This window comes from Kluyvera genomosp. 1 (assembly GCF_001266615.1).
Classification (GTDB): domain Bacteria; phylum Pseudomonadota; class Gammaproteobacteria; order Enterobacterales; family Enterobacteriaceae; genus Kluyvera; species Kluyvera cryocrescens_A.
Window position 1 is genome coordinate 24,034 of the sequence record NZ_LGHZ01000018.1, and the last position, 12,919, is coordinate 36,952.

At 55.0% G+C, this 12,919-nt stretch carries 11 protein-coding genes and 1 tRNA gene; 4 read left to right on the forward strand and 8 right to left on the reverse strand.

What is annotated here, in order from left to right; genetic code table 11:
• Positions 1 to 71: 71 nt before the first annotated feature.
• The 5 genes from KP80_RS11445 to KP80_RS11465 all read right to left on the reverse strand — a co-directional run bounded on the left by KP80_RS11445 (position 72) and on the right by KP80_RS11465 (position 7,474).
• Entirely contained in the window at positions 72 to 1,223 is a 1,152-nt protein-coding gene (locus KP80_RS11445; RefSeq protein ID WP_052283772.1) for a Gfo/Idh/MocA family protein, read from the reverse strand.
• Positions 1,220 to 2,248 (reverse strand): sugar phosphate isomerase/epimerase family protein, encoded by a 1,029-nt coding sequence (locus tag KP80_RS11450; protein ID WP_052283773.1) that lies wholly within the window; start codon positions 2,246 to 2,248, stop codon positions 1,220 to 1,222. Before KP80_RS11450 ends, KP80_RS11445 begins: the two co-directional genes overlap by 4 nt.
• A 17-nt stretch (positions 2,249 to 2,265) precedes the next feature.
• A complete protein-coding gene (locus KP80_RS11455) occupies positions 2,266 to 3,507 on the reverse strand; it encodes an MFS transporter (RefSeq protein WP_052283774.1) in 1,242 nt (413 codons plus the stop codon).
• A gap of 243 nt (positions 3,508 to 3,750) precedes the next feature.
• On the reverse strand, positions 3,751 to 5,142 hold the full coding sequence (gene pheP, locus KP80_RS11460) for a phenylalanine transporter (RefSeq protein ID WP_052283775.1): 1,392 nt from the start codon (positions 5,140 to 5,142) through the stop codon (positions 3,751 to 3,753).
• 145 nt (positions 5,143 to 5,287) lie between these two features.
• Positions 5,288 to 7,474: a TonB-dependent receptor gene (locus KP80_RS11465; protein WP_052283776.1), complete on the reverse strand. Its 2,187-nt coding sequence runs from the start codon at positions 7,472 to 7,474 to the stop codon at positions 5,288 to 5,290.
• 307 nt (positions 7,475 to 7,781) lie between these two features.
• Here KP80_RS11465 and KP80_RS11470 point away from each other — a divergent pair, with 307 nt between their 5' ends.
• The 3 genes from KP80_RS11470 (at position 7,782) to KP80_RS11480 (ending at position 9,683) form a co-directional block, all read left to right on the forward strand.
• Positions 7,782 to 8,609, forward strand: a complete 828-nt coding sequence (locus KP80_RS11470) for a DMT family transporter (RefSeq protein ID WP_082221738.1) — start codon at positions 7,782 to 7,784, stop codon at positions 8,607 to 8,609.
• Positions 8,610 to 8,683: 74 nt separating this feature from the next.
• Complete coding sequence (locus KP80_RS11475) at positions 8,684 to 9,271, forward strand: TIGR00730 family Rossman fold protein (RefSeq protein WP_052283777.1); 588 nt, start codon at positions 8,684 to 8,686, stop codon at positions 9,269 to 9,271.
• A complete protein-coding gene (locus KP80_RS11480) occupies positions 9,264 to 9,683 on the forward strand; it encodes an NUDIX hydrolase (RefSeq protein WP_231625922.1) in 420 nt (139 codons plus the stop codon). The genes KP80_RS11475 and KP80_RS11480 overlap by 8 nt, the downstream gene beginning before the upstream one ends.
• Positions 9,684 to 9,699: 16 nt before the next feature.
• Here KP80_RS11480 and KP80_RS11485 read toward each other — a convergent pair whose 3' ends face one another.
• Entirely contained in the window at positions 9,700 to 10,596 is an 897-nt protein-coding gene (locus KP80_RS11485; RefSeq protein ID WP_052283779.1) for a LysR family transcriptional regulator, read from the reverse strand.
• A gap of 195 nt (positions 10,597 to 10,791) precedes the next feature.
• Here KP80_RS11485 and KP80_RS11490 point away from each other — a divergent pair, with 195 nt between their 5' ends.
• Positions 10,792 to 12,048: a serine hydrolase domain-containing protein gene (locus KP80_RS11490; protein ID WP_419772957.1), complete on the forward strand. Its 1,257-nt coding sequence runs from the start codon at positions 10,792 to 10,794 to the stop codon at positions 12,046 to 12,048.
• Positions 12,049 to 12,143: 95 nt separating this feature from the next.
• On the opposite strand, the gene sbmC is transcribed toward KP80_RS11490, so the two are convergent.
• On the reverse strand, positions 12,144 to 12,614 hold the full coding sequence (sbmC, locus tag KP80_RS11495) for a DNA gyrase inhibitor SbmC (RefSeq protein ID WP_052283781.1): 471 nt from the start codon (positions 12,612 to 12,614) through the stop codon (positions 12,144 to 12,146).
• Positions 12,615 to 12,811: 197 nt separating this feature from the next.
• A tRNA-Arg gene (locus KP80_RS11500) sits at positions 12,812 to 12,888 on the reverse strand.
• Positions 12,889 to 12,919 lie beyond the last annotated feature (31 nt).

A 12,919-nucleotide genomic window follows, 5' to 3' on the forward strand; every position in this document is an offset into this window, starting at 1 on the left:
GCTATTCCCTGCAATTAACGCTTTGCGTGCAGGCTATCATAAAAATCGTGCCCGGCGTACCGGGCACAGGGTTATTGTTCCACGCTGACCCAGCGCCGCTGCTGATGGCTTTTAACGATAGCGTCAATGATATGCATAACGTTCGCGCCCTCGCTAAACGACGCAAACCGACGCGCGCTTTCCATCGGCATTTCACCTGCGCGAACCGCCTGATAAAAGTTCAGCATCATATTCTTAAACGCATCCGGCCAGCCTTCACTGTGGCCACCGGGAAAGTGCGCCAATCCTGCGACATCGTGGTTTAACAAACCGGGGTCATCACTGAGTAGCTGATTAGCCTGCTGACGCTGGCCAATCCACAGCTGCTGCGGCGTTTCCTGATCCCAGCCGAGTGAACAGTTGCTGGCGTTGATGTCAAAATGCAGGCGGTTTTTACGTCCGGCGCTAACCTGCGACACGCTAAAACACCCTTTGCTGCCGTCATCAAAGCGGAACAGGACCGAACCGGCATCCTCGGTGGTCACCGGCACGTCCTGATACTGCGTATCTGAGCGATGCTCGCTGAAGGTAGTCTCGGCGCTCACGCTGGCTTTGCGCGTCGACCAGACGATAGCCAAATCCGCCATCACCTCAACGATGCGCCGCCCGGTGACAAACTGAACCGTATCGCACCAGTGGGAGCCGATATCTGCCACCGCGCGGGAAACACCGCCCTGCTGCGCGTCAACGCGCCAGTTAAAGTCGGTCTCCAGCAGCATCCAATCTTGATGATAGCCGCCATAAGCGGAGAACAGTCGCCCGGCGCTACCGTTACGCACCATACTTGCCGCCTGCTGCACCATGGCAAACTGGCGATAAACAAAGCTGACGCCGTGTATCACGCCCGCCTCTTGCGCCAGCAGCTCTAGCTCCCGTGCCTCTTCCACCGTCATGCACAGCGGTTTTTCGGAAAAGACATGCTTACCGGCGCGTAAAATCTGCCGGTTCACCTGCGCATGGAGAAAATTCGGCGTGCAGTTATGCACCACCTGTAGCCCCGGATGCGCCAGCAGCGCATCAACATCGCCGTAGGCGTGAGGGATATTCAGCTGACGCGCCTTTTCCTGCGCCGCTTCCAGCGATACATCGCACAGCGCCACAACCTCAACAAACCCCAGACGCCGTAGCGCCTCAATGTGCGCCGGGCCAATAAACCCGGAGCCTACGATACCGACCTGAATCATCCGCGCACCTCGCTACCTGCGGCAAAGTCATCAAACGCCCGCGCGGAGACGGGGATGATATGCCGCTTAATAAATTCGCTGCCTTCACGCGCACCGGTCTGCGCATCCTTCAGACAACATTCCCACTCCATGACCGCCCAGCCGTCAAAATCGTACTGGGTGAGTTTGCTGAAGATCTTTTTGAAATCGATGTCGCCATCACCCAATGAACGAAAACGCCCGGCGCGGTTTTGCCAGTTCTGGTAGCCGCCGTAAACGCCGGTACGGCCGTTGCGCTCAAACTCGGCGTCCTTAACGTGGAACGCCCGAATGCGCGAGTGGTAGATATCTATCCACGCCAGATAATCAATATTCTGCAAATGCAGGTGGCTTGGGTCATACAGCATATGGCAGCGCGGATGGTTATCGACCTTTTGCAAGAAACGCTCAAAGGTCACGCCGTCATGCAGATCTTCACCGGGATGAATTTCATAGCACACATCCACACCGTGCTCGTCAAAGTAGTCAAGGATTGGCCGCCAGCGCTGCGTCAGCTCGTTAAAGGCCTCGTCGAGCAGCGCCGCGTTGTGCGGCGGCCACGGGTAGAAAAACGGCCAGGCTAACGCACCGGAAAAAGTCGCATGCGCCTTTAACCCCAGCCGCGCCGATGCCAGCGCCGCCTGCTTCACGCTTTCTACTGCCCAGCGCTGACGGGCCGCCGGATTACCCCGAACGGCCGCCGGTGCAAAAGCATCAAACGCGCTGTCATAGGCTGGATTAACGGCCACCAGTTGCCCTTCAAGGTGAGTAGACAGTTCGCTGATCACCAATCCATGTTCCGCCAGACGCCCGGCGATCTCATCGCAGTAGGTCTGGCTGGCCGCAGCCTGTCCGAGGTTAAAGATCCCCGGATGGTTACACGGCAGCTGTAGCGCTTTAAATCCCAGCCCTGCAGCCCATTCAGCCAGCCCATCAAGCGTGTTAAACGGCGCATCGCTGCCGATAAACTGGGCGAGAAAAATGCCCGGGCCCTTAATGGTTTTCATACCCCCTCCTTAAAAAATTACGCCTGCTCTTTTTCGTCGTATTTAAACGAGAGCAGGAAAATGAATGCAATCACCACCGCCGCTACCGCCGGGATCCACCAGAAGTTTACCCACGCCTGCGGCACGGTCTGCCCGGCCACCAGTTGGTTATACAGCGCGCCGGAAATCTGCGAACCCAGCAACATGCCGATACCGTAGGTGAACATCACCACCATGCTTTGCGCCTGCCCTTTCACCTTTTCACCCGCCACGCGGTCGGTGTAGATAAAGCCCACCACAAAGAAGAAGTCGTAGCACACACCGTGCAGCAGAATGCCGAGATACAGCAGGAAACGCGTCTCTTCATTGATGCCCAGCGCAAAGAACATGTAGCGCACGAACCACGCCAACATGCCGATAAGCAGCATGTACTTGACGCCCAAACGGCGGAACAGCAGCGGGATAATCAGCATAAAGACGATTTCTGACATCTGGCCGAACGACATCGCGGTGCTGACATCCGCCACACCTGCGTCTGCAAGATACGACGCGGTATAGGCGTAATACGTGCCCAGTGGGACCGAAATCAGCGTGGCGCAGATAGCGAACACCAGGAAGTGGCGGGTTTTCAACAATGCAAACGCGTCAGCGCAGAACAGATCGCGCAGCTTCAGCGGCTGGCCTTTTGCCGGTGCCGGTGTGTGCGGCAGCGTCAGGCTATAAATCGCCAGCACTACCGAGCACAGTGCGGCCAGGATGAAGATGCCGGTGGTATCAGAAATGCCGGTAACACCGATAAAGATCCCGGCAATAATCCAGCCGATCGTGCCGAACACCCGCACCACCGGGAAGGTTTTGTCGATATTATTCAGGCTATGGAAGGCAATGTTGTTGGTCAGCGCCAGCGTGGGCATATAGCAAAGGGTGTAGCCGAACAGCAGGCTAATCAGCAGCGCGCCGTTTTCTGCCACCAACGCCTGCGGCACAAACCACAGAATCACCGCACCCAACAGGTGCATCACCGCCATCACCTTTTGCGACGGGAAGAAACGGTCAACCAGCATTCCCAGCACGAACGGCGAAAGAATGGAGGCAATCGGCCCCGCCGAGAAGGCATCACCAATCAGCAATGACATGTTGTGTTGGCTCATCACCAGCCCTAACGTCACCGACCAACTGCCCCAGATAAAGAACTGCATAAACATCATCAGCGACAGACGCGGCACCAACAGCCGGTGCTGTACGCCGCTATTTTCCGAACCTTGCGTTGTAGAGACCATGTTCTCACCCTCAAAGTAATCGATTACAAAAGCACTCAAAATGAAAAGTAATCGATTACAAAAATAAGATCGCGCATCGCAATGTAGAATTGCGAGACCGGTCACGATTAAAAATTGTCCGCCGTTAGGGGTAATGAACAGGGAGTGATCGGAGCCAGCCGCTCAGAATGGCGTTAGCGATAGGCGGGGCAAGAAAACAAGAGACGGTACGGCGCTGATGGCCGTACCGTATTTTATGAGGACTTACGCTTTACGGCGCAGCGCCTTAAACGCCACAAGCAGGAACAGCACCCACACCGGCAACAGAATTGCCGACAGGCGCATGCCGTCCATGGTGCACATCAGCACAAAGACCATCAGCAGGAAGGCAATACAGATGTAGTTACTGGCAGGAGCCCACAGCGCTTTAAATTTCGGCTCGCGGCCTTTACGACGCATCGCGGCGCGGAATTTAAGATGCGCCATACAGATCATAATCCAGTTCAGCAGCAACGTTGCCACCACCAGCGCCATCAACAGGCCGAAGGCCTTTTGCGGCAGCAGATAGTTCACCAGCACCACCAGTGAAGTAATGGTCCCGGAGAGGATTAGCGAATTCACTGGTACCCCGCGACGGCTAACCTTCGTTAAAAAGCGCGGCGCATTGCCCTGGACAGAGAGGCCAAACAGCATACGACTGTTGGAATAGACACCGCTGTTATACACCGACAGCGAAGCCACCAGAATAACGAAATTCAGCGCCGAAGCCACCAGATTGCTGTCCAGATTGTGGAAAATCATCACAAACGGGCTGCTATCAGACTTGATCTGAACCCACGGATAGAGCGCCAGCAGAACAATCAGCGAACCAATATAAAACAGCAGGATACGATAAACGACCTGATTAACGGCTTTCGGAATTGAGGTTTCCGGATCGCGCGCTTCTGCTGCCGTAATACCGATAAGCTCTAGCCCGCCAAAGGAGAACATAATCACCGCCAGCGACAAAATAAGCCCCTGCCACCCGGTGGCGAGGAAGCCATCGAAGCGCCAGAGGTTATCGATACCCGCGTGGTCGCCGCCTTTGCCGGAGACCAGCATCCAGATGCCAAAGCCAATCATGCCAATAATGGCCAGCACTTTAATCAGCGCAAACCAGAATTCCGTTTCACCATACAGGCGGACGTTCACGAGGTTAACGGCGTTGATCAGGACAAAGAAGCCTGCCGCCCAAACCCAGGTGGGGACATCCGGCAGCCAATATTGCATATAGATCCCGGCGGCGGTCAGTTCGGCCATACCCACCAGCACGAACATCACCCAGTAGTTCCAGCCAGACAAAAACCCGGCGAACGGCCCCCAGTATTTATAAGCAAAATGGGCAAACGACCCTGATACCGGCTCTTCCACAACCATCTCACCCAGCAGGCGCATGATCATAAAGGCGATAACGCCCGCAATGGCGTAGCCGAGGACAACCGCCGGGCCTGCCATTTGAATAGCTGGGCCAATACCGAGGAACAGACCGGTCCCGATGGCGCCGCCGAGGGCGATTAATTGGATATGGCGGTTTTGTAATCCGCGGTGAAGCGTCGGGCTAGTTTCCGACGAGGCATCCGGTTGATTCTGGCTGGATGCTGATGACGCGTTTCTCACGTCTAACCCCTGTAGCATGAATATGAAGGGGCACCTTTTAACACTTAGCGCGGCTTGTCGCAAGGCAATCAGTACCCGTACCCTAATAGCAAAAAGCCCCGGAAAGCACTCGCTTCCGGGGCAATAACCCTATATTTGCAATGACTTAGAAGTCGTAGCTCACCGAGAGTTTTAGCGTACGCGGCTCGCCCTGGAAGAGATAGACGCCGGTATCATCCACGCCAGACCAGTACTTCTCGTTGGTCACGTTGGTCACGCCCACGCGCCATACCAGGTCATTTTGCTCCTGGTTCAGGTGCATACGGTAGCGCATCCCTAAATCCAGGGTCGTGTAGCTATCCAGCTTCTTGGTGTTGGCGGAATCCGCATACTGCGAACCGGTATGGTTCACGCGCGCGGTTGCCGTCAGGCCGTCCACCGGTTTGATATCGTATTCGGCACCCAGTACGGCGTAGAAGCGAGAGACACCAATCGCGTCGTTACCATCGTTGAGACCGCCTTTGGTTTTGGTCATTTCCGGGTCGATCCACAGGGTGCTGCCGTTCAAACGCAGGCCAAGCATCGGCTCACCGAAGACGCTCAGTTCAAGGCCGCGGTTGCGCTGCTCGCCATCCATACGGTAGTAACCGTCGCTATCCAGCACGCCGGACGGTTTCTTAATCTGGAACAGGGACAGCGAGCCGCCCACGCGTTGGTAGTCAACTTTCACACCCACTTCTTCCTGTTTGGAATGGGCAATGCCAATGCTCTGACCAAAGTTTTTCGCCGTATTGGGGGCGTTGCCACCCGGCTGTAGGGCTTCAGTGTGGTTGGCATACAGCGACACCGTTTCCCACGGCTTATAGACCACGCCGAAGGTCGGCATCCAGCGGCTTTCGGTAAAGCTGGAGGTGGTGGTTTCCAGGCCGGTGGTATTGCTGTAGTTACGAATTACCACTTTCTGATGACGCGCAGCGGCGGTAAACAGCAGGCTGTCGTCGAAGAAGCCCAGCGTATCGCTGAACAGCCAGCCCTGCGTGCGGTTGCGCGCGGTAGTGAGCGGGTCATGGTAGTTACCGCCGACTGAGGTATAAGCAGGCAGACTCACATCGTGGTTGTTATAGATATTGACGTTCTTGTTGGTCTTAGCGCTCGACATACGCCAGGCGGTGGCGTCACTGCGCATCTGCGCCGAGTAACCGATGTTAACCTTGTGAGACACCACGCCAGTGTCAAAGCTACCGCGAATGCCGCCCATCCCACTGAAGCTATCGATAATACGGTTGGTATCCAGACGGCTGATGGTGGCATCGCCGTTGATATTGGTCAGCTTCGGCGCACCGTAGGTCCCTAACTCATGCGCATGCTGCGCACCCAGCGCGGCATAAGTGGTCCAGGAATCGTTCAGATCGTATTCTGCTTTTGCCATACCGAATTCGTTTTCGATATCGCTGAACCCCCACTTCTGCCCGGTATTTTTGGTGTTGCTCGGCACCTTTGGCACTTCGCTGATGGCAGCGAAACCAATTCCCATCTCCCCGCCGTGGAAGGTTTTTTTCTGGTAGCCAAAATCAAACGAGGAGCGGAAGCGCTCGCCACGGTAATCCAACCCTATCGAGGCCAGCGTGGTACGGCGATTATCGTTATCGACGCGCCCTTCCCCTTCACGATGCAGCAGGTTCACGCGTGCACCAAACTGGTTGTCGTCACCGAAGCGACGCCCCAGATCCAGCGAGCCGCCGACCTGTGAATCACCGGTATAGTCGACGCCAATACGCGTGGTCGGAATATCTTCGGCGCGCTTCGGTTCGAGGTTAATCATGCCGCCGACGCCGGAGCTTGCTGCGCCGTTTACCAGCGCGTTCGCCCCTTTAAAGACTTCAATGCGCTCAAGCATCTGAGTATCCATCACCTGACGCGGTACCACGCCGGACAGACCGCCCATGGTCATGTCATCGCCATCAAGCTTGAACCCACGAATACGGTAAGTTTCTGCGAAGTTGCCGTAGCCTTGTACTGCCTGTACACCCGCATCGTTTTTGACAACATCAGCAATGGTTTTCGCCTGCTGATCCTGCACCAGTTTCGAGGTGTAGCCGATGACGTTGAACGGCACGTCCATCGCTTTTTGCTCACCCAGCATGCCGATACGGCCACCGTGTGCAATCTGTCCATCGAGGTAAGCGGGAACCAACTGTTCGCCACCCGGGGTAAAATCACTGTCCGCCGCGCCCTGCACAACCATGGTTTCGGTCTGATTTTTCTTTGTGGTTGTATCGTCAGCGGTGGCGGCATAAGCGGTGGGAATGACAGCACTGATTGCCAGTGCCAGCGTCGAGAGTTTCATTGTCATGGGAGGAGTCCTTGGTATTGAAAAAATTCACCCCTGGTGCCAGCCGGTTTCTTGCAGCATCTCGCCCCAGAATCCCCCTGTGAAACATCCCTCACTGATGACTGAGCCAGCGGAACCAAAACGGTGAATAAAAAAGAGAGTGAGAACTATACTCATTATCGTTTTATGATCAAGCGTAAAGAGATGTAACCGCCGCTATCACCATAATGGCGCAGACGATTGATTGCCCCTTCAGTGCACAAAACGCGCGTGCGACAAACCGCGACCTGCCGCATAATCTCGGTTAATGCTTTGAAAAGGAGCCGTTGTGCTGCTCAAAATTATTCTCGCAATGGTCGCCTTTGCCGCCAATTCACTGCTATGCCGACTGGCGCTCAAAGGGCTGCATATGGATGCGGTATCGTTTAGCAGCCTGCGGTTGCTCAGCGGTGCGATAGCACTATTTTTTCTGCTCCAGCTGCCGGGGATGAAAAGAAAAGCCGAATTCAATCTACTGAACGCCGCTTTACTCACCGCGTACGTTTTTGCTTTCTCGCTGGCCTATTTATCGTTAACCACCGCGGCAGGCGCGCTGCTGCTATTCGGTACCGTTCAGGTAGTGATGAGCGGCTGGGGGCTGGCACGAGGCGAGCGACTCTCCTGGCTGAAAAGTATCGGCATGCTGACCGCCATGGGTGGGCTGGCGTTGCTACTGCTGCCAGGTGCCGGTCATCCGTCTATTGGCGCGTCGATATTAATGATGATTTCAGGCGTCGCCTGGGCGGTGTACTGCATTACCGGAAAAAAGGTACGCAATGCGGCTGCCGCAACGGCCGGTAACTTTATGCTGGCGGTGCCGATGGCGCTGTTCATCTTTATCCTCAGATGGACACCCGCTCAGGCCGATTTTTACGGCATCTTGCTGGCCATCACCTCCGGCGCGTTGATGTCCGGTGGGGCATATCTGCTCTGGTATTCGCTGCTACCAAAACTCAGCCCTACTACCGCCAGTACCCTTCAACTGAGCGTGCCCTGCCTCGCGGCCCTCGGTGGTTTGGTCTTTATGGGGGAAGCCATTGATGGGCGGATGCTGCTGGCGATTGTTATCACGCTGTCCGGGATTGGGTTGGTGATTGCTGCGGACCGCCGCCGATAATACTCTCTACGATACGGACCATCGCTCAGAGCCCATGATAAAACTCGCATAACACTATAATTTAAGAGGGAAAAATGAAAAACATCGGTATATTTTGTGGTTCTTCTGCTGGCTTATCCCCCGCCTACATGGATTCCGCACGCGCGGTCGGAAAACGCCTGGTCCACAACGCGTTCGGAATCGTTTATGGCGGAGGTCGGGTGGGTCTGATGGGAGCCGTTGCCGATTCAGCTATCGCCTGCGGCGGCCATGTCACCGGAGTGATCCCGGAAGCGCTTTTTGAACGTGAAATTGCGCATACCGGATTATCGGATCTCCGGGTCGTGGCCAATATGCACGAGCGTAAAAACATGATGGCAGAGCTCTCCGATGGATTCATCGCGCTGCCGGGCGGTGCGGGTACGCTGGAAGAGATATTTGAGCAATGGACCTGGGCGCAGCTCGGAATACATCGGAAACCCTGCGCGTTTCTTAACGTGAACCACTTTTATCAGCCCCTCGAAGCGATGATTCAGCAGACCGTTAGAGAGGGTTTCATGAAGCAAGAGTACGCAGATATGCTGCTGTTCTCCGATAACATTGACGACATTATCCATCATTTCAAAAACTACACGCCACCGGCTTCAAAATGGAGCACACAAAATGGAGAGCCACGTGTCTGAGTCGAAAATCATTCGGATAGCCGCCGCGATCATCACCGATAGTCAGGGAAAGTTACTGCTAGTCAGAAAACGAAACACCGCTTATTTCATGCAGCCAGGCGGCAAAATTGAGCCCGGTGAAGAGCCTCGTTTGGCGCTGGTGAGGGAACTCATGGAGGAACTCAGTCTGGTGGTCACGCCGGAAGAGTTAACGCCTATTGGTGAATTTTCCGACACCGCTGCTAATGAGCCAGGGCATACGCTGGTCGCGCTGATGTATCGCGTATCCAAAGCGTTCGGCGCGATAAAACCCGCGGCTGAAATTGAAGAAGTTACCTGGCTGTCGTCGTCCGATATCGCCAGTACCCTTCTGGCGCCGTTAACCGCCAACAGCATCATTCCTTTAGTGTGGCCAACAACGGTGCAAGATTAGCGTTCCGTTTTCTCGCTTAACCCTGACAGAACTCTCGCCACAGTGACGACAGCGTGAGCAGCGTGTCGTCAATCAACACGCGTTTTTCACTACCGGGACGCCAGATTGTCACCATTGTCTGGCTAATGCCTTCATTGCCTACCACTGTGGGGATTGCGGACACATGTTCCCAGCGCGATGCCTGAAAATGGGTGGGTAAAAAACCCCAACCGCACCCGGCCTCAATCAAGCTACGCAGCATCTCCAGTTCATTGGCCATAATGACATTGCCGGAAATTTGCAGCCGACGCGCCATCGGTATATCGCTGGCCGAATGCATGACCACCTGCGACGTCAGAGAAAGATCGAGCAGTGAACACGGGCGCACGACATCAACGAACAGACTATCAGCAGCAAAAAAATCCATATCGATAGCCCCCAGCGCACGCCACTCCATTTCGCTACCGACACTATGATTATTAGCCTGAAAAAAACCCAGATCTGCCAACCCACTTGCCAGCGCTCGCTCCCCTTCGGCGCGCGATGTGCATCGCAGGCTCAGGCGAACATGGCGGTTCGCCATCCGGGCGATTAACGCCTGCAAAAAACGTCGCGGGGTAAAAGGATCGTAGACAATGCTCAGCTCCTGCGCTTCAGTGGCCGGGACCTGACGGGCAAACTGTTCAAACGCTCTCGCCTGACGCATTAATAGATGCGCCTGACGATGAAGTTGTTCGCCCTGCGGCGTCAGCTGTAGCGCGCGTCCCTGACGCACAAAAAGCGCGTAACCGAGGCCATCTTCAAGGAGATCAATAAGATCGCGCAGCGTAGTACGGTCTTTATCCAATTTACCGGCGGCTTTGACCAGACTGCCGCATTCGGCGACGGTGGTGAACGCTTCAAGCTGTGAAAATGAGTAGGACAATGACGCCACGCCGGTCTCCTTTGGCCATGATTGTGGGGTTTTCCCCCCATAACGCGTTTTTTATTATAGTGCGCCGATTTTTATACTCAATCCGTCCTACCTCTACGCGGTAGCGACGAGTCTACGGGTATAACTAAAATCGAGAACGCTATGAATAATAAACGTAAATCCTTCCCTGCAAAGTCCTGTCTGTTGGCGAGCCTGATGGCCGCAGCCTTTATCTCCGCGCCCGCAATGGCAGCCTGTGAGGGAACAGCACTCACCCAATGCCCTGCGCCGTTTGATGCCAAACTGCCGGATACGCAAAAAATGCTCACCTGGAGCCAAGCCGAGCGCGTAGTCGGTTTTCGCAATGATTACCGCAACTACAAAGGTGATGTCTTCCGCCATGGTAAAGCAACGCCGCTGGTAGCCGCCGAGAAACCGCTAACGCAGGCCAGCTATCAGGTCAACGGTCAGCAGTGGAACTTGCAGGATTACCTCAAACGACAGAACGTCAGTGGAATGCTGGTGCTGAAAGACGGCAAAGTTGCCTACAAATATCTGGCAGAGGGAAATACGGATACGACGCTTTGGACTTCGCGTTCAGTGGGCAAATCGGTGGTTTCCATCCTGTTCGGCGTAGCGCTAAAAGAGGGCAAAATTCACTCCATGGATGACCTGGTGACGCAATATGAACCGGATCTGAAAGGCACCGCCTGGGACGGCGTGACTCTGAAACAGCTGATTCAGCACACGTCCGGCGTGGCGTGGGATGAAGATTACACCAATCCACAGTCAGACTTTGCCAAACTGACACAATGCGAGGCGCATCCAGGTGCCTATGAATGCGTACGTACGCTGGTTTCCGGCCTGAAACGCGCCCATCCGGCAGGAGAAGTCTGGTCCTACTCTTCCGGCGGTGCCTGGCTGTTGGGCGATGTCCTGGAGCGAGCAACCGGGATGACGCTCGCGGGCTATCTGGAGAAAAGCCTCTGGCAGCCATACGGCATGGCCAACGACGGGGTATGGCACGCCTACACGAAAGGGCAACACGATGTCGGCGCGCACGGCTTTAACGCCACGCTGGAAGACTGGGGCCGCTTCGGTGAATTCGTCCTGCACAATGGTCAATTACCAAACGGCAAACAGATCCTGCCGGATAACTGGGTAGCGCAATCAGCCAACTGGAACACGGCACAAAAATCGGTTTCCGCTGCGCATCCTCAGGGAATTTACGGCTATCAATGGTGGAATAATGAAGTGCCTGCCAATGCAAAAGATGTGGTGCCGACAGCACAGGATTCACTGAAAGGGTCAATGTGGGCGCTGGGGATCTTTGGCCAGATGATTATGGTCAACCGTGCAGAGAACCTGGTTGTCGTCCAGTGGTCGACCTGGCCGCAGGCGGAGCCATCTTTCAGCGCGCAACCGCTTGAAGCCTCGCTGATGTTTAGCGCCATCGCCAAAGCACTGCGCTAAGCCGCTGTGCAGCCGGATTCTTTGCAGGCGCGAAGCCGCCACAGGAATTCGGCAGCAACAGCGCCAGAGCCGCCAACGCGCTCTGGCGCCTTTCGTTACGACTTCGGCTCTACGGCAACGAACATTTCAATATCCCAGTAGCCGTCTTCCGCACCGTTGTTGTGGTAGATCTCAAAACAGGGTTTGGCCACCATCTGGTGTTTTTCATCTTTCATCAGGCTATTGAAAAACTGGTACCACGGCGTGGAAAAGTCATGGTCGATAACTCGCGCGCGCGCGGCTGCATACAAGCCACCCGCGACGTCGGCGGTCATCACGCCTTCGCTATTGGCTGGCACCGAAAAATCATCGGCCACCGAGACCACCGTATCACAGCGCAGCTTTTCTGCCGGCACTTCATCCGGGTTGTCATAATAAACGGCAAGCCACTCCTGGGCGGGGATTTGTTGGCCATCAACCCACTTCATCAACTGCTCAAACCCTTGTTTGACCGTTTCTTCCCACGGCCCAACCATATGAAAACCGGCGATTTTGCGTGGTTCAACCTGCTTAATCTCGTAGTCCATACTGCCTCCGTTACCATACTGTAATTACATACAGTATAATTTGAGTTTTCGCGTTCAACAAACAAACAGTGAACAGTATGTGAGCAGATTCGCACTCTTGCCAGCCTGGATACGAGAGCGAAAAAATGGATGTTCCCAATATGTCCCACGAAGGAAATAAGGAGAAAGCAAAAGAAGTGTAATCTATTGAATTGAAATGGTGCGCCCTGCAGGATTCGAACCTGCGGCCCACGACTTAGAAGGTCGTTGCTCTATCCAACTGAGCTAAGGGCGCATTCTGGAGAAGTTTGCACTTCCTGATGGGG